Consider the following 20,177-nt stretch of genomic DNA (forward strand, 5'->3'; position numbering starts at 1 on the left):
CCGTGTCGGCGACGTCATCGCTCGCCGCGGCGGCGCGCAGCGCGAGGTGCAGGCGCAGATCCACGACGAAGTCCTGACCGTCCTCACGCTCGTGGTCGTACACGCCGTGCCCCGCGGCCGTCGGCTGCCGGCGCTCGACCCGCGCCCCGAGGAGGAGCCGGTCGAGGCCGTCGTGGCGCTCGGCTCGAACCTCGGCGACACGGCCGGCACCATCGACGAGGCCGTGCGCGCGATCCGCCGGCTGCCGCTCGTCGACGACGTGCGCGTCTCCCGAACCTTCACCACGGTCGCCCTGCGGCCGGACGGGCCCGATCCCGACGCGCCGGCGTTCGCCAACGCGGTCGCGATCGTCACCACCCGTCTCGCGCCGCAGGTGCTGCTCGGCATGCTGCACGCGATCGAGGAGGAGCACGGGCGCGTCCGCGCCGAGCGCTGGGGCGACCGCACCCTCGACCTCGACCTGATCGCCTACGGCGATGCGCGCAGCGACGACGAGCATCTGCTGCTGCCGCATCCGCGCGCGTTCGAGCGCTCCTTCGTGCTGGAGCCCTGGCTCGACGTGGATCCGGATGCCGAGCTGCCGGGACGGGGTCGGGTCGCCGACCTGCTCGCCGCCCTCGAGGACGGCTCATGAGGCGGATCTCCCCCGTGCTGCTGCTCGTGCTGGCGCTCGCCGGCGCGGCGGCGGGCTTCCTCATCGACCACGCGCTGACCACCGCGGGACGGCCGACCTTCACGCCGTCGATCGTGCTGCCGATCTTCCTCGTCCTGCTCGCCGTCGCGGTGCTCGCGCTCGCCTGGCCGATCCGTCGCAGCACCCGCTCCGCCACGAGCCGTCGGGTCGATCCGTTCCGCGCGGTGCGGATCGCGATGCTGGCGCGCGCCTCGAGCCTGGTCGGCGCCGTGATCACCGGCTTCGGCGCGGGGCTCGGCGCGTACCTGCTCTCGCGGCCGATCACGCCGCCGATAGGCTCGATCATCGCGACCGCCGTCGCCGCGCTGGTGCTGACCATCGCGGCGGTGATCGCCGAGAGCTTCTGCCTGCTGCCCGGAGACGGGCCCCCCGACCCCGACGGCCAGAACGGGCCGCGCCTGGAGGACGACGATGACGATTCCCGAGCCGCCGCAGACACCGGGCACTGAGGCGACGCCGAAGACGGAGAACGCCGGACCGGCTTTCCTGCCGCCGTCCGCACACCCCGCGCCGTCTGCGGACACCGCAGGGGCCGCGCACACTGCGCCGTCGGCGCACACCGCGCCGGCCGGCGCTCCGGTCCTCGACGAGGACACCTATCCCGCGCTGCGCACCCCGACGGGGCGCGGCGCACTGGCGCTGGACGGGGCGTGGCACCAGATCTCGCCGAAGTACGTGGTCGCCGAGGTGCTGCTGCGCCTGATCCTGCTCGTCATCATCGCCGTCGGCGCCTACGCGGCGACGACGCTCCTGGCGCAGCCGTGGCCGTGGGCGTGGACCGCCGCCGGCGTGATCGCGGTCGCGATCCTCATCGAACTGGTGATCCTGCCGCGCCAGGCGCGCGCGATCGGCTACATGCTGCGCGCTGACGACATCGTGTTCCGGCGCGGGATCCTGTGGCAGCGCATGATCGCCGTGCCCTACGGCCGGATGCAGCTCGTCGACATCACCCGCGGGCCGGTCGACCGTGCGTTCGGGATCGCGAAGCTCAAGCTCGTCACCGCCGCCGCGACCACCGGCGTCGAGATCCCGGGCATGACGGAGGACGCGGCCGAGGCCCTGCGCGACACCCTGATCGACGTCGCAGAGATGCGCCGGACGGGCCTGTGAGCATGCCGGAGGAGCAGCCGCACGGCGCGCACGGACCCGGCGCCGCGGCGCCCGTTCCGCAGACCCCGCCCGGGTCGTGGTCGCCCGCCACGGCGACGACGCTCGCGGACGGCGAATGGCACCGGATGCACCCGCTCACGCCGCTCATGAAGGGCGGGCTGGTGCTGGTCATCGTGCTCGGCTACCTGATCGCGAACCTGCGCGAGCGGATCCTGGAGTGGTTCATCTCGGTGGTCACGCCGGCACACGTGCCGACCTTCGGGGGAGACCCCGTCGACTGGGTGGTCGACAACAACCTCGTGATCGTGGTGCTGCTCGGCGTCCTCGGACTCGCCGTGCTGCTCGTGGCGCTGTTCTGGCTGTCGTGGCGCTTCCACCAGTTCCGCATCACCGACGCCCACGTCGAGGTGCGCAAGGGCGTGATCTTCCGCGCTCACCGCCGAGCTCCGCTCGACCGGGTGCAGGGCGTGAACCTGACCCGTCCGTTCCCCGCGCGTCTCATCGGGCTGGCGAAGCTCGAGGTCGACGGCGCGGGAAACGACGCCAACGTCCCGCTGGAGTACCTCTCCACCGCCAAGGCCGAGTCGGTGCGCAGCGACATCCTCCGCCTGGCCTCGGGGGCGCGGCACGCGCGGGAGGCGACCAGGGGCGCGGCCGATCCGGCGGCGGCGCGCACCATGCGCGCCCAGCTCGCGGCCTCGATGGACGCAGGCGTCACCGGGCTCATCGCCGGGGTTGACCTCGACGACATCGCGCCCGAGCACGTGCTGCGGATCCCCGCGGGCCGCCTTGTCGGCTCGCACGTGCTGTCGGGCCTCGTCTGGCTCGCGGTGTTCGGGGCGATCTTCGTCGCCGCGATGATCGGGATCCTGCCCGGGGTCATCGCCGATGCGGGTCCGGCCGCGGGCGCGATCGCCGGCGGGATCGCGCTGGCGATGGGGATCCCGCTGCTGCTCGCGTCGATCGCCGTCACCTGGAGCCGGATCGCGCGGGCGCTGCGCTATTCGATCGCGCCGACGCCGGACGGGGTGCGGATCACGTTCGGCCTGTTCACGACCGTGACCGAGACGATCCCGCCCGGGCGCATCTTCGCGGTCGAGGTGATGCAGCCGCTGCTGTGGCGCCCCTTCGGCTGGTGGTCGGTGCGGATCAACCGGATGAGCGGCAAGACCGCGTCGCAGCAGCAGTCCAGCCAGGCGCAGCAGTTCAACATCGTGCTGCCGGTCGGTGTCCGTGCCGATGTGGAGCGGGTGCTGGGCCTCATCCTGCCGGATGTCCCTGCCGACGTGCTGCCCCTGATCTGGGAGCAGGGCGTGCTCGGCCCGGTGGCCGACGACCCGTACGCCACGATCCCGCCCCGAGCCTGGTGGCGCCGGCCGCTGTCCTGGCGGCGCCAGGGCGCTGCGCTGACGGACTTCGCCCTGCTGCTGCGGCGCGGGCGCATCTGGCGGCAGCTGGCCGTGTTCCCCCTCGCGCGGATCCAGGGCTTCTCGCTGCATCAGGGCCCGATCGATCGTGTCCAGGGCGTGGCCAAGGCGCAGGCGCACTCCGCGATCGGTCCGGTGCGCGGCGGCGTCTCCGGGCTGGACGCCGAGGTTCTGCTCGGCATGCTGAACACGCTGCCGGCAGCTGCGGCCCGGGCGGCCGCCGCCGATCGCGCGCACCGCTGGGCGGAGGGGCCCGAGGCGGTCCCCGCTCCGGGCGGCCCCGTCCCGGACGTGACCACGGACGCCGCGGGCCACGGCCTTCCGAACGGCCTCGGCGGAACCGGGGAGCGCGCCTCGTGACCCGGGCGGGACGGCTCAGCGTCGGCATCGTCGGCGCCGGACATGTGGGACCGGTGATCGGTGCGGCGCTCGCCGGTGCCGGGCATGCGCTCGTCGGGGTGACGGCGGGCTCGGACCCCGACCGCACGGCCGCCGTGCTGCCCGGGGTCGCGGTGATGGAGCCGCCCGAGCTCGTCCGCGCCGCGCAGCTCGTGGTGATCGCGGTGCCGCACGACCAGCTCCCCGGGCTCGTGTCGGGGCTCGCCGAGCTGGGCGCCTGGCAGCCGGGGCAGCTCGTGCTGCACACCGATCCCGCGTACGGCACCGATGTGCTGGAGCCGGCGGTGCGGAGCGGGGCGATCCCCCTCGCGGTGCATCCGGCGATCTCCTTCACCGGCACCACGCTCGACCTCCGGCAGCTGCAGGCGTCGTACGCGGCGGTGACGGCGCCCGCGATGGTGCTGCCGATCGCACAGGCGCTCGCCGTGGAGCTCGGGTGCGAGCCCGTGGTGATCGAGGAGGCGGATCGCCCGGCCTACGCGGAGGCGATCGCGACCGCGTCGGAGTTCGCGCGATCGATCGTCGGGCAGGCGACCGGGATCTTGCGCGGCATCGGGGTGGAGAACCCCGGTGGCTACCTGTCGGCGCTCGTCTCGTCGACGTTCGATCGTGCGCTGCGCGAGGCGTCCTCGCCGGATCCGCTCTCCCCTCCGGACCTGGGCTGACCGGGCTGTCGGGTGCGGGGCTCCCGGCGCGATCTCGGCGCAGCGGGAGCGCAGGCGCGCGCCGGTAGACTTGTCGGCGACTTCCGAGGAGCCCCACCCATGACTGACGCGCCGGCGCCGACCCCCGACAGCAGCGACCCCGCGGAGGGTCCCACCGCGGAGGACACCTTCGAGCAGCGGGCGGTGCGACTGGCCAAGCGCGAGCGCCTGATCGCCGATCGCGCCGACGCCGCCGGCGGCGCGTTCCCGGTGGCCGTGCCGGTGACGCACACGATCCCGCAGCTGCGCGCCGAGTACGGCGAGCTCGAGCCGGGCGCCGAGACGGGCGTCACCGTCGGCGTCGCCGGACGCGTGGTCTTCAGCCGGAACACCGGCAAGCTCTGCTTCGCCTCGCTGCAGGCCGGCGACGGATCCCGGATCCAGGCGATGATCTCGCTCGCCAACGTGGGGGAGGAGTCCCTCGCACGCTGGAAGGAGCTCGTCGACCTGGGCGACCACGTGTTCGTGCACGGCGAGGTCATCTCCAGCCGGCGCGGCGAGCTGTCGATCATGGCCGACGACTGGGCGATCGCCTCCAAGGCGATCCTCCCGCTGCCCAACGCCTACGGCGAGCTCAGCGAGGAGGGCCGCGTGCGCAGCCGCTTCCTCGACCTGATCCTGCGCGACCAGGCGCGGAGCACCGTGCGCGCCCGCGCCGCGGTGAACGCGAGCCTGCGCCAGACCTTCACGAGCCACGGCTTCCTCGAGGTGGAGACCCCGATGCTGCAGGTGCAGCACGGCGGTGCCTCGGCACGCCCGTTCATCACGCACTCGAACGCCTTCGACACGGAGCTGTACCTGCGCATCGCGCCGGAGCTCTACCTCAAGCGCGCCGTCGTCGGCGGGATCGAGCGCGTCTACGAGATCAACCGCAACTTCCGCAACGAGGGCGCCGACTCCACGCACAGCCCCGAGTTCGCGATGCTCGAGGCCTACCAGGCCTACTCCGACTACAACGGGATCGCAGATCTCACGCAGGAGCTGATCCAGAACGCCGCGATCGCCGTCGCCGGCTCCACGCTCGTCACCTGGGCCGACGGCACCGAGTACGACCTGGGCGGCCAGTGGGACCGGATCTCCATGTACGGCTCGCTGTCCGAGGCCGCGGGGCGCACGTTCACGCCGTCCGACCCGGTGGCCGAGCTCATCGCTTTCGCGGAGGCGAACGGCGTCGAGGTCCCGCCGCATGCCACCCACGGCAAGCTCATCGAGGAGCTGTGGGAGCACTTCGTCAAGGGCGGCCTGGAGCGGCCGACCTTCGTCATGGACTTCCCGGTCGACACCTCGCCGCTCGTGCGCGATCACCGCTCGATCCCGGGCGTGGTGGAGAAGTGGGATCTCTACGTGCGCGGCTTCGAGCTCGCCACCGGCTACTCGGAGCTCGTCGACCCGGTCATCCAGCGTGAGCGCTTCATCGAGCAGGCCAAGCTCGCCGCGGGCGGCGACCTCGAGGCCATGCGGGTCGACGAGGAGTTCCTGCGTGCCCTCGAGCACGGCATGCCGCCGACCGGCGGCATGGGGATGGGCATCGACCGCCTGCTCATGGCCGTGACCGGCCTCGGCATCCGCGAGACCATCCTCTTCCCGCTCGTGAAGTGACGCGCTGCGCCGTCGCGCTCTCATGATGCGGCGGTGCGGAACGCCCAGTCGGGCAGCACGCCGGCGTCGATGACGGCGCGCAGCAGCTGCGCGAACGTGAGCCCCGGCTCGACCTCCTGTGCCTGATCCAGGTATCGGACGGCGTGGGTCGAGCGACCGGTCGCCCACGACAGCCACGCGACCGCCGCGAGCGGGCCGCCCCGGGCCTGCCGCGGCGCGAGCGCGACCGTACGGCGCAGCAGGGTCAGCGCCACCCCCAGCCGGTCGAGGTCGGGGCGCGGTCCGTGCCCGATCAGGATCCCTCCGACGTCGACGGGAACCTCGCGGCCGGTGGCCGTGTGGCACAGCTGCGCCGCCAGCGCCCGGTCGCCGTGCTCGATGCTGCTCGCCCACTGCACGAGGGCGACGTCGCGCAGAGCGGGACGGTTCAGGATCCAGATCAGCGCGGCGGCCGCGAACGGCGACGGCGTCTCGGGCGCGTCGAGCAGCTCCTCCAGGAAGGACGGCAGATCGTCGAGCAGGGCGGCCGTCTCCTGTGCTCGCGGATCGACGCGGTCGACGGCGGTCGGGAGTGTGCGCCGGGGTCCGGCCGGGCCCAGCACCCGCTCCAGCGAGATCAGCGCCCTCCCGACCGACTCCGTGGCGAACAGTCCGGGCTCGGGGAGGTCCGTGCCGCTGAACTGATCCGGCGCAGGGCCGGCGAACCCCGGGACAGGGGGAGGCGCGGGGACCTCGGCGAGCGGATGCGGAGGCGCCAGCGGATCCCGGTAGTCGCGCCAGGCGCTCGCGCCGACGTGCAGCGCCTCGACGACGTGAAGCCCGCGGGCGACCGCCTCGCGGAGGAGTGCACCGACCAGGTCGGGGACCGGCGGGCCCTCACCGGTCGCCGCCTGCTCGGTGCTGTCGGCATAGACGGCGATCGCGAGGCCGTCCGCCTCGGGGATCCGGCGCACGAGCCCGAGGGCGGTCGCGGCGAACTGCTCGACGGTGGGGGACGGCACGCCCCCGGCGTCCGAGTCGCCGGTCGGAGGGAGGTCGAAGCGCAGCGCGCCCGCGGTGCGCGAGCGGCGGAACGGCAGCAGCACCACGGAATCGCGGGGCGTGAAGCCGGTGAGGACGGGGATGGCGGCGAGCAGCTCGGCGGCGCCCGCGGCGTGGACGATCGTTGTCATGGATCCACGATCGGCACCCCGTCGGATCCGATTCCGCGTCAGGAACGGAACGGGGGAAAGAACCCTCCCGGATCCGATTGTGCGGACCGATCGGGAGTCGCCCGGGCCGTGGCGCGGCGTACGGTGCCGCGGGGGCCGGGCTGCGCCGGCCCCCGCGGGCGTTCAGGCGGCGGCGCGCAGCCCGTCGACGAGCGTCGTGGTGGGGCGCCCGATCAGGCGCGCGAGCGTGCCGTCGGTCTCGGCGAGGTCGCCGCGGCGGATGTCCGCGTCGAGCGTGGTCACGAACCAGATCGTCCCGGAGTCCAGCCCCGCGCCCTCCAGCGCGGCCGCGTGCTCCTCGGTGCTCAGCGGCGTGTACCGCACGTCGCGACCGGTGACCTCGGCTGCCGCGGCGGCGAGCTCGTCGAAAGTCCAGGCGACATCGCCGCCGAGCTCGTAGACCTGGCCGAGGTGGCCGTCCTCCGTGAGCACCACGGCGGCCGCCTCCGCGAAGTCGACGCGGCTGGCCGAGGCGATCCGACCGTCGCCGACGCTGGCCGCGATGACGCCGGTCTCCTTCGCCCGCGCGACGTCCGCGGCGTAGTTCTCGGTGTACCAGTTGTTGCGGAGGATGACGGCGGGGATCCCGGAGGCGGCGATCGCCTCCTCGGTGGCCTTGTGCTCCGGCGCGAGCACCAGATCGCTGGTCGTCGCCTTCGGGGCGCTCGTGTAGACGAGCTTCGCGACGCCCGCGTTCTTCGCAGCGTCGATCACGGCCTGGTGCTGCGGGGCGCGCTTGCCCACCTCGCTGCCCGAGACGAGCATCACGGCATCCGCCCCGGCGGCCGCCGCCGCGACGGTCTCCGGCGCGTCGTAGTCGAGTGCGACGACCTGCACGCCCTGCGCCGCGAGGTCGGACGCCTTGGCGATGTCGCGCGCGCCCGCTCGGATGCTCGACGCTTCGACGCCGCGGGCGAGGAGGCGGTCGATGATGAGGCGGCCGAGGTTGCCGGTGGCACCGGTGACGAGGATGGTCATGGCGTTCCTTTCCTAGAGGGTTCGCTCCTCGCAACGCCTCGTGGATCCGTCACCTTCCCGAAGAGAGGTACCCACTTTCCGGTAAGGTACCCACATGACGGTTAGTTTTGCGCAGATCCGGTCGTCTCAGGACCGGCTTTTCGAAGAGGGCTGCCAGACCCGCGTCGTCCTGGACCACATCATGAGCAAGTGGGGCGTCCTGGTGCTCTCGGCGCTGTCGGACGACACCCTGCGCTGGGGCGAGCTGCGCCGTCAGGTCGACGGCATCAGCGAGAAGATGCTCGCGTCGACCTTGCGCACGCTCGCCTCGGACGGCCTCGTGCACCGCGAGTCGCTCCCCGCCGTCCCGCCCCACGTCGAGTACAGCCTGACCCCGCTCGGGCGCGACCTCATGGAGAGGATGCTCCCGCTCGTCGCCTGGGTCGCCGAGCACGCCGAAGAGATGGTCTAGCCCCACGCCGCATCCGACCGCCGGTGCGCCCGGGAGCAGGGCGGCGGCCGCCGCTCTCAGCCGGCGCACCGGACCCGCGGGTAGGATCGAGGCATGGACGAGTTCTGGGTGGCGGCCGCCTGGTCGGTGATTCCCACGATCGTCGTCTGCGTCGTGTTCTGGTTCGTGCTGCGGGGGATCCTGCGCTTCGACCGCACCGAGCGGCAGACGCACGCGCGCATCGAGGCCGAGGAGCGCGCCGCCCGCGGCCTTCCGCCCCGCGCCTCCTGACGCGCCGCTGAGCGCGTCCGGGAGCGCCGCCGACCGATCGTCCGGCGATGAGCCGCCTCCGGGCGTTGTCCGCGTCAGCCGCTACTGTGGGACGAAGTCGCCGATCGGCGGCGCACCCCGGCTCAGGAGTACGTGCATGACGCCCGATGCGTGGCCCTGGTGGATCGTCGCCTTCGGCATCGCGGTCGACATCACGATCCGCGTGATCGCGATCATCGTGGTGCCCCGCAACCGTCGTCCCACCGCCGCGACGGCCTGGCTCCTGGCCATCTACTTCATCCCCTACATCGGGGTGCTGCTGTTCCTGTTGATCGGGAATCCGCGCCTGCCGCGCGCACGGCGCAAGAAGCAGGAGCTCATCAACGAGACGATCGCAGAGGTCACCAAGGATCTGCATCTCGGCACCCCGCGTCCCGGCACCCCGGAGTGGCTGGGATCGCTCATCGGGATGAACCAGCGTCTCGGCGCACTGCCCCTGTCCGGCGACAACGGCGCGCACCTCATCTCCGACTACCAGACCTCGCTCGACACGATGGCCGACGCGATCCGCAGTGCACAGAAGTACGTGCACGTGGAGTTCTACATCCTGCAGTCGGACGCCTCCACTGACAACTTCTTCCGTGCGATGGAGGAGACCGCCGCGCGGGGCGTGCCGGTGCGCGTGCTGCTGGACCACTGGGCGAACCGCTGGAAGCCGCGGTACAAGCAGACCATCCGCCGCCTCGACGCGATGGGCGCCGACTGGCATCTGATGCTCCCGGTGCAGCCGCTGAAGGGGCGCACCCAGCGCCCTGACCTGCGCAACCACCGCAAGCTCCTCGTCGTCGACAGCGAGGTCGCCTTCCTCGGGTCGCAGAACGTGACCGACTCGACCTACAACCTGCCCAAGAACATCAAGCGCGGGCTGCACTGGGTCGACCTCATGGTCCGCGTCGACGGCCCGGTCGTCGCCAGCGTCAACGCGGTGTTCCTCTCCGACTGGTACAGCGAGACCGACACCGTGCCCGAGACCGTCGACTTCATCCCCCTGGGCAGAGGATCCGGAGACCTCGACTGCCAGATCGTGCCCTCCGGCCCCGGCTTCGAGGCGGAGAACAACCTGCGGCTCTTCCTCGGCCTGCTCTACGGCGCACGGCGCAAGATCATGATCGTGAGTCCGTACTTCGTGCCCGATGAGGCGCTGCTGCTCGCGGTGTCCACGGCCTGCGACCGCGGTCTGCAGGTCGAGCTGTTCGTCTCGGAGGAGGGCGACCAGGCCGTCGTGTACCACGCGCAGCGCAGCTACTACGAGGCGCTGCTGCGCGCGGGCGTGCGGATCTGGATGTACCGGAAGCCCTACATCCTGCACACCAAGAGCCTGACGATCGACGACGACATCGCCGTCATCGGATCCAGCAACATGGACATGCGCTCGTTCGGTCTCAACCTCGAGATCTCGATGCTCGTGCGCGGCGAGGAGTTCGTGCAGGAGGTGCGCGCGGTGGAGGACCACTACCGGGCGCTGAGCCGCGAGCTCACCCTCGAGGAGTGGCTGCAGCAGCCGCTGCGGTCGACCGTGCTCGACAACCTGGCCCGCCTCACTTCCTCGCTGCAGTAGTCAGGAGGCTCGCTGCAGTAGTCAGGAGGCTCGCTGCAGTGGTCAGGAGGGCGGGTGCGCGGCCCATAGCCCGGACGCGCGCGCCTGGATAGCATGAGCCCATGAGGATCCGCACCGCTCTGACCGCCGCGGCGCTCGCCGCCTCGATGTCCCTCGTGCTGGCCGCGTGCGCGCAGCTCGAACCCGTGAACGCGCCGATCCCGACGGATCAGGCGACTTCGGCGCCGGAGCCGTCCACCGACCCCTCCGCGGCCTGGCTCGACGGCGGCCACGGGATCGGCCTGGTGACGTTCGGCTCCTCCTCGCTCGCCTGCACGCCGGCCGTGCAGGACGTGAAGGCCGAAGGGCAGACGGTCACCGTGACGCTCGCCGAGCAGGACCCGAACGCGGTGTGCACGGCCGACTTCGCGCCACGGGCGACGTACGTCGCGGTGCCCGAGGGCATCGACGCGTCCAAGGACGTGACGGTGGCGTTCGACGGCGCGGGCGCACAGGGGCGGCTGACGCTGGCGGGAAGCAGCGCGCTCGGCGCATCGACGCAGGGCAAGCCCAGCGCCGGCTGGTTCTCGTCGACCGGGATCGTGCTGCTGACCTGGGGATCCTCGACCTGCCCTCCCGTCGTCTCCGACCTCGCGGAGGAGAAGGCCGGCGCGACGGTGACGTTCCAGGCGGACGCGACCAAGCCCTGCACCATGGACTACGTGCCCCGGCTCACCGTGCTCGGCGTGAACCCGCCGACGGACCCGTCGGACTACACGCTCACGCTCAAGGGCGGGAACCTGGACGGCGAGGTGAAGGTCCTGGGCTGACCCGGCTCACGCCGGGCTGATCACGTGCCCCGGCGGCACCGCGATGAGCAGCGCGCCGGGGTCGATGCGGCAGCGGATCCGCACCGCCTCGCCGAACTCGTCGCCGTCGAGCTCGACCGGCGCGGGCTCGGTGGTCGCGGCCTCGGCATCGCGCCCGCGCAGATAATGGATCGAGCTGCCGGATCCGGTGAGCTCGATCATCCGCCGGCCGGCCTTGCTGCGGCGCAGCACCGAGTTCTGCCACCAGACGGTGCGCCACACCGCCAGCCAACCGAAGGGTCCGCGCGCCTGGATGACCGCCACGTCGAGGTCGCCGTCGGTGATCGACGCGTCGGGGATGAGCGCGATGCCGGCGGGAAGGGCGCCGCAGTTGGCGAACAGCATGCTGTGCACCTTGACGGAGTGCAGCCGGCGGTCCTCGACCGCATACATGATGCGGAACGGCTTGGCGCCGGGCAGGGAGCGCGCTGCGCCGTCGACGTAGGCGACCCACCCGACCGACTTCTTCAGCCCCGGGCGGGTGTTCGCGATCATGTGCGCATCGAGGCCGATGCCGGCGAGCACGACGAAGCCGTGCTCTTTCACCTCGCCGTCGGCACGCGTCAGTTCGGCCCAGCCGATGTCGACCGGATGGCGGTCGCCGCGGAACACGGCGTCGATCACGGCGGACGGGGCGTCGAGGGCGAGGCCCAGGTTGCGTGCGAGCAGGTTGCCGGTGCCGCTGGGCACGATCGCGAGGGGGACGCCGGTGCCGGCCATCGTCTCGGACACGGCGCGCACGGTGCCGTCCCCGCCCGCGACGAGCACGGCCGCGGCGCCCTGGTCCAGCGCGGAGCGCGTCGCGCTCTGACCGGGATCCTGCACCGTCGTCTCGAGGACCAGGGGCTCGTCCCAGCCGGCGTCGGCGGACAGCGAGCGCAGCAGGCCGACGAGCCGTGGGGCATCGGCCTTCACCGGGTTGACGACGAGCGCGGCGCGCGGGCGTCCGGCGTCGTCATCCATGCGCTCAGCCTAGTCCGCGGCCCACGGGGGCCCGCCGTGCGACGCCCTAGACTTGACGGGTGATCGACCTCGCCCTTCTCCGCGACGAGCCCGAGCTCGTCCGTCAGTCCCAGGCCGCGCGCGGCAACGCGCCGGACACCGTCGACGCGGCGATCGAGGCCGACCGATCGCGTCGTGCGGCGCTCTCCGCGTTCGAGGAGCTGCGCGCCGAGCAGAACGCGTTCGGCAAGGAGGTCGCGAAGGCGCCGAAGGAGGAGAAGGCCGCCCTCGTCGCTCAGGCGAAGGACCTCGCCGAGCGCGTGAAGCAGGCGCAGGCCGCGTCGAACGAGGCTTCCGAGGCCGCCGCCGAGGCGCTCGCCCAGATCGAGAACATCGTCATCGACGGCGTTCCCGCCGGCGGCGAGGACGACTTCGTCGAGCTGCGCCGCGTCGGCGAGACCCCCACGTTCGACTTCGAGCCGCGGGACCACCTCGCGATCGGCGAGCTGCTGGGCGCGATCGACATGGAGCGCGGGGCGAAGGTCTCCGGCGCCCGCTTCTACTTCCTCACCGGCATCGGTGCGCGCCTCGAGATCGCCCTCATGAACCTCGCCCTCGACAAGGCGCTCTCCGCCGGCTTCACCCCGATGATCGTGCCCACGCTGGTGCGGCCGGAGGTCATGCAGGGCACGGGCTTCCTCGGCAAGCACGCCGACGAGGTCTACCACCTGGACAAGGACGACGACCTCTACCTGGTCGGCACGAGCGAGGTCGCCCTCGCGGGCTACCACATGGGCGAGATCGTCGATCTGTCGCGCGGTGCGCTGCGTTACGCGGGCTGGTCGACCTGCTACCGCCGCGAGGCCGGCTCCTACGGCAAGGACACCCGCGGGATCATCCGCGTGCACCAGTTCAACAAGCTGGAGATGTTCGTCTACACGACTCCGGAGGACGCGGAGGCGGAGCACCTGCGCCTCGTCGCGCTGCAGGAGGAGATGCTCACTGCGCTCGGCCTGTCGTACCGGGTGATCGACGTCGCCGCCGGGGATCTCGGATCCAGTGCGGCGCGGAAGTACGACATCGAGGCGTGGGTGCCCACCCAGGGCGCGTTCCGCGAGCTGACCTCCACGTCGAACTGCACCACGTATCAGGCGCGGCGGCTCGACATCCGGCATCGTCCGGAGGCGGCCGAGGGAGCCGCGAAGACGCAGCACGTGGCCACGCTGAACGGAACCCTCGCGACCACCCGATGGATCGTGGCGATCCTCGAGACGCATCAGAAGGCCGACGGATCCGTCCGCGTGCCGGAGGTGCTGAGGCCGTACCTCGGCGGGCTCGAGGTGCTGCGGCCGCTCGGCGCGGAGACCGCGGGCGCGGACGCATGACGTCGCCCTGGCTCATCGCCCTCGACATCGACGGCACGATCCTGCTGCAGGACGAGACGATGAGCCCGGGCGTGGTCGACGCCGTGGCCCGCGCTCGCGACGCCGGGCACGAGGTCATGCTGGCCACCGGGCGCAGCTGGATGGGGACGCACCGCTTCCTCGACGCCCTCGCGATCCGGCCGGAGTACGTCGTGTGCTCCAACGGCGCGGTCACGATGCGCCGGAAGGACGACGTGACCGGCGGCCCGGCCGCGGAGGGCTACGAGCGCTGGAACGTCGAGACGTTCGACCCGACCGCGGTGCTGGAGCTGCTGCACGAGCGTCTGCCCGATGCGCGGTACATGGTGGAGCTCGGATCAGGTCAGCGCCTGTACACGGCGGAGCTGGACGACTGGACGCTGGACGGCGGACGCGAGGTCGAGTTCGCCGAGCTCGGCGCCCAGGAGGTGTCGCGCGTGGTCGTCGTCTCCCCGGGGCACGACGAGGACGACTTCCACCGGCTCGTGCAGGACGCGGGCCTCAACGAGGTGTCGTATGCGATCGGCTGGACCGCATGGCTCGACATCGCCCCGCGGGGCGTCGACAAGGGCACCGCGCTCGCGCGGGTTCAGGAGGCGCGCGGCGATGCGGGAGACCGGGTGTTCGTCGCCGGAGACGGCCGCAACGACCTGGGGATGTTCTCCTGGGCACGCGGGATCGGCGGCCGGGCGGTGGCCATGGGACAGGCGCCCGACGAGGTCATCGCGGCGGCGAGCGAGGTCACGGACGACGTCGAGGACGGCGGACTCGCGGCCGCGATCGAGCGCATCGTGCTCTCGGTGCCCGCGGCGGGCTGACCCGTTCCCAGGGGTGACCTGGGCATTCACTCAGGGGTCGCCCAGGCGGTCGCGGCACAATGGGGGAGCGCTCACCGGGCGCGACCGTGTTCTCCGTTAGACTCGACGCCTGATCGGCGTGCGCAGGCACACCGAGGGAGAGTTGTCCGAGCGGCCGAAGGACCTGGTCTTGAAAACCAGTGAGTAGCAATACTCCGTGGGTTCGAATCCCACACTCTCCGCGAGTGAGCGCAGGGTGGCGCGATTCCCCCGCAGATCCGTGAAAGGCATCGAGTGAGCGTGACGTCCCGAACCCGGCGCCCGGTCGCGGCGCATGGGCAGCTGAGCCGCCCGAGTGCGTGGAGCCAGCTCCTCAAAGTCCTCGGCATCGCGATGGCCGTGGTGCTGGTGTCCGGCGTCGGCGTCGCGGCCTATGTGGGCTACGACCTCACGCACACCTACGTCGCGAAGGCGGTGACGCTCGACGGCGAGTCGTCGGTGCCGCCGGACATCGGCGCGATCAAGGGCGGCGTGAACATGCTGCTCGTCGGCAGCGACGCCTGCGAGCCGGAGTTCGCGGCCGAGTTCGGCGACCGCTGCTCCGATCCCGAGAACGCTGGCGAGCGCAACGACACGAACCTGCTGCTGCACATCTCGGACAGCCCGCGACGCGTGACCGTCATCACGTTCCCGCGCGACCTGATGGTTCCGATCCCGTCGTGCATCGACTCCGACGGGAACGACACGAGCCCGGCCTCGAAGCAGGCGATCAACACGACCCTGGAGACCGGCGGGCCCAAGAACGGCCTCGCCTGCGTGGCCCGCACCATCAGCAAGCTCTCCGGCCTCGACATCCAGTTCGCGGCGAAGATCACCTGGGGCGGCGTGATGAAGGTCACCGACGCGATCGGCGGCGTCGACGTGTGCGTCGCCAACGGCATCACCGACCCCGACACCGGGCTGAACCTGGAGGCGGGCACCCACACGCTGCAGGGCTACTGGGCGCTGCAGTTCCTGCGCACGCGGCACGGCGTCGGCGACGGCAGCGACCTCGGTCGCGGCAGCAACCAGCAGGTGTACATGTCGTCGCTCGCGCGCAAGATGGTCTCCGCGAAGGTGCTCGGAAACCCCGGCACGCTGCTGAAGCTCGCGAACACCGTGATGTCGAACGTCACGCCCAGCACCACCCTGACCAGCCCGACGCTGCTCGTGCAGATCGCCCTGGCGATGAAGGACGTGCCGCTGGACCAGATCAACTTCGTCAACTACCCGGTGTTCACCGACCCCGACGACCCGAACAAGGTCGTCCCGGACTACGACAGCGCCGACCAGCTCTGGGCCGCACTCGCCGCGAATGAGCCGATCCAGGTCACCGGACAGCGCAGCGATGCGGTCGTCTCCGCGACTCCCGCGCCGACGGATCCGGCGACGGACCCGAGCGCGGGCCAGGGCGCGACGACCGACCCGTCCGCGACGCCCACCCCGGGCGCCACCTCGGGCCCCGTCGAGCTGTCGAAGAACATCTCGGGCCAGTCCGCCGCGCAGCAGACCTGCTCGAACGGCAACGGCTTCTCCGGCTGACGTCTACCGGGGCGCCCCTGCACGCCGCTGCCCGGTTGGCCACGACTCGGCGGTCGGTTCGCAGCATCCCGAAGCGTCCGTTAGGATGGTCCCTGGTGTTCGGCGAGCCGGACATCTGGAGACGTCGCATAGTCAGGCCTAGTGCACCACCCTGCTAAGGTGGAGTCCTCGCAAGGGGACCGAGGGTTCAAATCCCTCCGTCTCCGCCATGAATTCCCTGGTCAGTGAGGTTTTTCTTCCCTTCTGTCCGGCTCTGCCAAGCCGTCATTTGGCGTGAGAAATGGTCACGCAGACTCCCCTGGGGTGACCGCGGGGGAGTGTGGGCTCGCGCTGCATTGGCGATTGGCTGCGTATTCATGCGGTTTCGATACATGGTTCGCGGCACCGCGCACCTCGCCGCAGGGGTGGTGTCCTCCGAGGTGTCAAACCTGAGGGGCTTAGGGACTGCACCCGGCAGCTGTGCGGCCTACTACCTCCCGGCGCTGAGATCGGCTCCTGCCAGAGCCTGGCGGTCTCCGCGAGCTTGGCGGCGTCGGAGGTCCGTGGCACCCTACGATGAAGGAACAAGCCTCCGGCTCACGCAGGCGGCGGCCGATTATCGTGGGTGGAAGGAGGAGACATGGCTGGACTGGGTGAACACATCACTGCGATGGTGCGTAGCCATGCGTCGGGCGACGATGCCTCCTTCTATTCGGTCGCATTGCAGATAGCTGCTCGTGAGGCGCGTCAGGGGCATCATGTCCTCGCGGACGACATCAAGAAGGCCGTCGACTCGTCGCGGCAATCGCGGTCGGCCACGAGTAATTTGACGGCCCTGCCGCAAGCCCGCGGTGATCTGGCTGAACTCGTCGAGGCGACGCAACCGAACGTGCGTCTGAGGGAACTGGTCGCTCCGCAAGGGATCGTGGACCAGATCAAGCAGGTCATCGCTGAGCAACGGCAACGGAAGGCGCTACTCGACCACGGGTTCGCCCCCGCGCACCGGCTTCTCCTGGAAGGACCGCCAGGGACCGGGAAGACAATGACTGCGTCGGTCTTGGCGACCGAGTTGGCGTTGCCGATGTTCACGATCCGCTTGGACGGCCTCCTCAGCAAGTTCATGGGCGAGACGGCGAGCAAACTACGAACCGTGTTCGAATCCGTTGCGGAACGCCGCGGCGTGTACCTCTTCGATGAGTTCGACGCGTTGGGCGCCGACCGGTCGGGCAACGATGTCGGCGAGGCGCGACGCATCCTGAACTCCTTCCTTGTCTTCCTCGAAGATGCGAGCCCAGAATCTATCGTCGTCGCCGCGACCAACCACCGTTCGATCCTCGACCGCGCCCTGTTCCGCCGGTTCGATGCGATCCTGACGTACTCGCTACCCGACGCCCGCCAGGCCGGCACGGTCATCCGAGCGCGCCTCGGCAGCCTGCTCGCCGGAACGAGTCTGGCCAAGCTCAACGCGCTTACCGACGGACTGAGCCACGCCGACTTGGTCAAAGCTGCGGAAGGCGCGGCGAAAGCTGCACTGATGCGAGGCGAGCCTCACGTGACTCGTGAGGATCTGGTTGCCGCGCTCCAGGCCCGTCGGACGGCCAGCATTGGCTAACGCGCTGCCGCACCTCGATCACCTTTTCGTCGTCGAGCGTGCCGCGAGCACGGACTTCAATCGCGGAGGCCAAGGCAACCCCAAGGTTCGACCTGTCGAGCATCGCGCCCATGGGCTGCAACTACGCGGCGAACTCGACCGCACACTGTCGGAGATCGACCGCGAACGCGCCTCGGTCAGCGTGAGCGAGGAAGAACTGCGCGCCCTGGGCAGTGTCATCGTGCTCGAAGGAACGGACGCCGCGTACCCGATCGAGGTCGACCGGCTGAGCAGCATGAGCCGTCACCGCACGACGCCCAAGCGTCCCAAGTGGCTCTTGCTGTCCGTCCGACCCGCGACTGAGACAACTCCGGAGCAGGCGACGATCTGGGTCGCGGACGCATATCGCGCGCAGTTCCTCAAGCTCTTCGAGGACTACCTCACCAAGCTCTCGACCCGAGCAGACTCCGCACGATGGAGCACCGCAGAGGGCAACCCCGCCAATCAGTCCTTGATCGCGAACATCTCCCGCATCCGCTCGGCAATCCTCGCGGACCTGTGGACTTCGGACGGTGACCCGGACTCCAACTCCGCAGTGCACTGGTGGGAACTGTGGCTGGACTCCACGAACCCGCATGTCGACACGTTGCAGGGCTTCTTGACCGCCTACGACCTGCGCTCCCTCCCGCGTAAGATCGTCATGCGCGATCGTATCGTCGTGTGGGTCGAGGCGACCTGGAAGCAGCTCGAAGTGCTCCCGTTCACGAGCGTGCCGATCGCCGAGATTCGTCGCCCCGAGTTTATCGACACCGTCGAGGACCTCCCCGTCACCGAACAGATCGAGTACGTCAAAGACCTCGCGGACCGGATCGAGCCCGCACCCGATCACGCTCCCGCCGTCTGCCACCTCGACACCGGCGTCTTCCGCGCTCACCTCCTCCTGAGGGACTCCCTCGCTGAAACCGACCACCACACGATCCTTGGCGCCTCAGGCAACGACGTCCATCCGCAGGGACACGGCACGTCAATGGCCGGACTCGCCCTCTACGGCAACCTCGATCCGCACCTGCTCAGCCGCGACACCATACAACTCCGGCACCGCCTCGAGTCCGTACGGATGACTCCGGGCCATGGCGAAGCGCACATTGACCCCGTCGACTACGGCACGGCAACCGTCCAAGCAGTCTCAACACCAGAGATTGCCAACCCGCGGCGTCGAGTCTTCTGTCTGACGTTGAGCACGCGGCCTGACAACCCCGGCGAGCCGACCCTCTGGTCCGCCGCCGTCGACGCGCTCGCGGCCGGAACCGATTCCGTGCGCGTCGGAGACGAGTTCCAACTCGTCTCCGCGCCAGACTCGGACTCGGCCAGACTCATTGTCGTCGCGGCCGGAAACGTCGACCAGTACACGCTCGACCATCGCACGGAATCAGACACGTCTGCTGTCGAAGACCCCGCGCAGGCATGGAACGCGTTGACCGTCGGCGCCTACACCGAGATGACCGATGCTCCACAAGATCCGCAGTACGCTGGCTGGGACGTACTCGCCGCTGCCGGCGAACTGTCGCCCCACAGCAGAACGTCAGTGATGTTCAACCAGCGCAAGTGGCCGATCAAGCCCGACATCTGCCTCGAAGGTGGCAACGTCCTCAGCGACGGCGCCCAGGGGTTTGAGCCGAAGCATCCACTGCTCTCGCTGAGATCGACCGCGACGTCGAACGATCTCGCGCTCACCTCTGCCAACGCCACGAGCGCGGCGACCGCCCAGGCGGCCAGACTCGCGGCGCTCGCGATGGATCGATATCCGATCTACTGGCCGGAGACGATTCGCGGTTTGCTGACGCACTCCGCCGAGTGGACACCCTCGATGGCGCGCGAGATCACCTCCGAACAGTCGAAGCGCGGTCGCCTCCAGCTTCTCCGCCGCTATGGATGGGGCGTACCCACGGAAGACGCCGTGCTGAACTCCTCCCGCCAGGCGGTCACCCTGGTGTCCCAGGACCAGTTCACGCCGTTTGAAGGCGACGACTATCGCATGCGCCGCTTCCGGCTGCACACCCTCCCGTGGCCTTCCGCGGTTCTCGAGCAGCTCGGCGCCACCGACGTGCGCCTGCGTCTGACGTTGTCGTACTTCATCGAGCCCTCGGCCTCGCGCCGCGGCTGGCGGCAGCGGTACGCCTACGCGTCGCACGCGCTCCGCTTCGACCTCCAAGGGGCGCTGGAGACCCAGCAGCAATTCATCGCGCGGATCAACCGGGACGCGCAAGTTGATGAAGACGGGTCGTCTCGCACCGCGACCACGACCGATCGGTGGCTCGTGGGCCAGAACCAGCGCAGTCTCGGATCACTCCATCAAGACGAATGGTGGGGGAGCGGCGCTGAATTGGCGCGGTGCAACTCCGTCGCCGTGTACCCGGTCGGCGGCTGGTGGAAGAACAACGGGCGGCAGGACCGACAGAACCTCCCCGTCCGATACGCACTGCTCCTTTCGCTGCAAACCGGCGAGCAAGACATCGACCTCTACACACCGATTGCGAACCAGCTGCGTGTCCCGATCGCGACAGAGATCGCCGGCTGAGATCGCCGCGTTCCGCAT

The 20,177-nt window shown here is 70.5% G+C and carries 19 protein-coding genes and 2 tRNA genes; 17 read left to right on the forward strand and 4 right to left on the reverse strand.

Annotated elements, in window-relative coordinates:
* A partial coding sequence (locus RL72_RS19575) for a dihydroneopterin aldolase (RefSeq protein ID WP_346218196.1) occupies positions 1-103 on the reverse strand: 103 nt, incomplete at its 3' end.
* A gap of 120 nt (positions 104-223) precedes the next feature.
* On the opposite strand from RL72_RS19575, the gene folK reads away from it, so the two are divergent.
* The 6 genes from folK to lysS all read left to right on the forward strand — a co-directional run bounded on the left by folK (position 224) and on the right by lysS (position 5,933).
* Entirely contained in the window at positions 224-634 is a 411-nt protein-coding gene (gene folK, locus RL72_RS13980; protein ID WP_428838629.1) for a 2-amino-4-hydroxy-6-hydroxymethyldihydropteridine diphosphokinase, read from the forward strand.
* Positions 631-1,143 carry a DUF3180 domain-containing protein gene (locus RL72_RS13985; RefSeq protein WP_045251488.1) on the forward strand — a complete coding sequence of 171 codons (513 nt, stop codon included), beginning with the start codon at positions 631-633 and terminating at the stop codon, positions 1,141-1,143. Before folK ends, RL72_RS13985 begins: the two co-directional genes overlap by 4 nt.
* On the forward strand, positions 1,106-1,804 hold the full coding sequence (locus RL72_RS13990; RefSeq protein WP_082072404.1) for a PH domain-containing protein: 699 nt from the start codon (positions 1,106-1,108) through the stop codon (positions 1,802-1,804). Before RL72_RS13985 ends, RL72_RS13990 begins: the two co-directional genes overlap by 38 nt.
* A gap of 2 nt (positions 1,805-1,806) precedes the next feature.
* Entirely contained in the window at positions 1,807-3,591 is a 1,785-nt protein-coding gene (locus RL72_RS13995) for a PH domain-containing protein (protein WP_082072405.1), read from the forward strand.
* Positions 3,588-4,295 (forward strand): DUF2520 domain-containing protein, encoded by a 708-nt coding sequence (locus RL72_RS14000; protein ID WP_045251489.1) that lies wholly within the window; start codon positions 3,588-3,590, stop codon positions 4,293-4,295. Before RL72_RS13995 ends, RL72_RS14000 begins: the two co-directional genes overlap by 4 nt.
* A 99-nt stretch (positions 4,296-4,394) precedes the next feature.
* Entirely contained in the window at positions 4,395-5,933 is a 1,539-nt protein-coding gene (gene lysS / locus RL72_RS14005; RefSeq protein WP_045251490.1) for a lysine--tRNA ligase, read from the forward strand.
* 20 nt (positions 5,934-5,953) lie between these two features.
* Here the strand turns inward: lysS and RL72_RS14010 are convergent, their stop codons facing one another.
* Together RL72_RS14010 and RL72_RS14015 are read right to left on the reverse strand one after the other, a co-directional pair.
* Complete coding sequence (locus RL72_RS14010) at positions 5,954-7,105, reverse strand: DUF4192 family protein (protein ID WP_045251491.1); 1,152 nt, start codon at positions 7,103-7,105, stop codon at positions 5,954-5,956.
* A 162-nt stretch (positions 7,106-7,267) separates the two neighbouring features.
* Complete coding sequence (locus tag RL72_RS14015) at positions 7,268-8,122, reverse strand: SDR family oxidoreductase (RefSeq protein ID WP_045251492.1); 855 nt, start codon at positions 8,120-8,122, stop codon at positions 7,268-7,270.
* 94 nt (positions 8,123-8,216) lie between these two features.
* On the opposite strand from RL72_RS14015, the gene RL72_RS14020 reads away from it, so the two are divergent.
* The 4 genes from RL72_RS14020 (at position 8,217) to RL72_RS14030 (ending at position 11,249) form a co-directional block, all read left to right on the forward strand.
* Positions 8,217-8,573, forward strand: coding sequence for a winged helix-turn-helix transcriptional regulator (locus tag RL72_RS14020; RefSeq protein ID WP_045251493.1), 357 nt, complete (start codon positions 8,217-8,219; stop codon positions 8,571-8,573).
* A 93-nt stretch (positions 8,574-8,666) separates the two neighbouring features.
* On the forward strand, positions 8,667-8,843 hold the full coding sequence (locus RL72_RS20130; protein WP_169748240.1) for a hypothetical protein: 177 nt from the start codon (positions 8,667-8,669) through the stop codon (positions 8,841-8,843).
* Positions 8,844-8,979: 136 nt separating this feature from the next.
* Positions 8,980-10,440, forward strand: a complete 1,461-nt coding sequence (gene cls / locus RL72_RS14025) for a cardiolipin synthase (protein ID WP_045251494.1) — start codon at positions 8,980-8,982, stop codon at positions 10,438-10,440.
* Positions 10,441-10,541: 101 nt separating this feature from the next.
* Positions 10,542-11,249, forward strand: coding sequence for a hypothetical protein (locus RL72_RS14030; protein WP_045251495.1), 708 nt, complete (start codon positions 10,542-10,544; stop codon positions 11,247-11,249).
* A 6-nt stretch (positions 11,250-11,255) separates the two neighbouring features.
* Here RL72_RS14030 and RL72_RS14035 read toward each other — a convergent pair whose 3' ends face one another.
* The gene (locus RL72_RS14035) at positions 11,256-12,251 is read right to left on the reverse strand and encodes a diacylglycerol/lipid kinase family protein (RefSeq protein WP_045251496.1); all 996 of its coding nucleotides are present in this window, start codon (positions 12,249-12,251) and stop codon (positions 11,256-11,258) included.
* Positions 12,252-12,310: 59 nt separating this feature from the next.
* On the opposite strand from RL72_RS14035, the gene serS reads away from it, so the two are divergent.
* From serS to RL72_RS14070, 7 genes are all read left to right on the forward strand, one after another.
* Positions 12,311-13,615 carry a serine--tRNA ligase gene (serS, locus tag RL72_RS14040; protein WP_045251497.1) on the forward strand — a complete coding sequence of 435 codons (1,305 nt, stop codon included), beginning with the start codon at positions 12,311-12,313 and terminating at the stop codon, positions 13,613-13,615.
* Complete coding sequence (locus RL72_RS14045) at positions 13,612-14,451, forward strand: HAD family hydrolase (RefSeq protein WP_045251498.1); 840 nt, start codon at positions 13,612-13,614, stop codon at positions 14,449-14,451. Before serS ends, RL72_RS14045 begins: the two co-directional genes overlap by 4 nt.
* A gap of 136 nt (positions 14,452-14,587) precedes the next feature.
* Positions 14,588-14,672: transfer RNA gene (locus tag RL72_RS14050), tRNA-Ser, on the forward strand.
* Positions 14,673-14,730: 58 nt separating this feature from the next.
* Positions 14,731-16,011, forward strand: coding sequence for an LCP family protein (locus tag RL72_RS14055; protein WP_346218195.1), 1,281 nt, complete (start codon positions 14,731-14,733; stop codon positions 16,009-16,011).
* 117 nt (positions 16,012-16,128) lie between these two features.
* Positions 16,129-16,220 (forward strand) — tRNA-Ser (locus RL72_RS14060).
* A gap of 410 nt (positions 16,221-16,630) precedes the next feature.
* Positions 16,631-17,602, forward strand: a complete 972-nt coding sequence (locus RL72_RS14065) for an AAA family ATPase (RefSeq protein WP_045251500.1) — start codon at positions 16,631-16,633, stop codon at positions 17,600-17,602.
* Positions 17,595-20,159 carry a S8 family peptidase gene (locus RL72_RS14070; protein WP_045251646.1) on the forward strand — a complete coding sequence of 855 codons (2,565 nt, stop codon included), beginning with the start codon at positions 17,595-17,597 and terminating at the stop codon, positions 20,157-20,159. Before RL72_RS14065 ends, RL72_RS14070 begins: the two co-directional genes overlap by 8 nt.
* Positions 20,160-20,177: the final 18 nt, after the last annotated feature.

This window comes from Microbacterium azadirachtae (assembly GCF_000956545.1).
Classification (GTDB): Bacteria; Actinomycetota; Actinomycetes; order Actinomycetales; family Microbacteriaceae; genus Microbacterium; species Microbacterium azadirachtae.

Bases quoted from the DNA above. Each gene is read 5' to 3' on its own strand.
- RL72_RS13985 (WP_045251488.1), top strand. From the start codon at position 631: ATGAGGCGGATCTCCCCCGTGCTGCTGCTCGTGCTGGCGCTCGCCGGC.
- RL72_RS13990 (WP_082072404.1), top strand. From the start codon at position 1,106: ATGACGATTCCCGAGCCGCCGCAGACACCGGGCACTGAGGCGACGCCG.
- RL72_RS13995 (WP_082072405.1), top strand. From the start codon at position 1,807: ATGCCGGAGGAGCAGCCGCACGGCGCGCACGGACCCGGCGCCGCGGCG.
- lysS (WP_045251490.1), top strand. From the start codon at position 4,395: ATGACTGACGCGCCGGCGCCGACCCCCGACAGCAGCGACCCCGCGGAG.
- RL72_RS14010 (WP_045251491.1), bottom strand. From the start codon at position 7,105: ATGACAACGATCGTCCACGCCGCGGGCGCCGCCGAGCTGCTCGCCGCC.
- RL72_RS14015 (WP_045251492.1), bottom strand. From the start codon at position 8,122: ATGACCATCCTCGTCACCGGTGCCACCGGCAACCTCGGCCGCCTCATC.
- RL72_RS14020 (WP_045251493.1), top strand. From the start codon at position 8,217: ATGACGGTTAGTTTTGCGCAGATCCGGTCGTCTCAGGACCGGCTTTTC.
- RL72_RS20130 (WP_169748240.1), top strand. From the start codon at position 8,667: ATGGACGAGTTCTGGGTGGCGGCCGCCTGGTCGGTGATTCCCACGATC.
- cls (WP_045251494.1), top strand. From the start codon at position 8,980: ATGACGCCCGATGCGTGGCCCTGGTGGATCGTCGCCTTCGGCATCGCG.
- RL72_RS14030 (WP_045251495.1), top strand. From the start codon at position 10,542: ATGAGGATCCGCACCGCTCTGACCGCCGCGGCGCTCGCCGCCTCGATG.
- RL72_RS14035 (WP_045251496.1), bottom strand. From the start codon at position 12,251: ATGGATGACGACGCCGGACGCCCGCGCGCCGCGCTCGTCGTCAACCCG.
- RL72_RS14045 (WP_045251498.1), top strand. From the start codon at position 13,612: ATGACGTCGCCCTGGCTCATCGCCCTCGACATCGACGGCACGATCCTG.
- RL72_RS14065 (WP_045251500.1), top strand. From the start codon at position 16,631: ATGGCTGGACTGGGTGAACACATCACTGCGATGGTGCGTAGCCATGCG.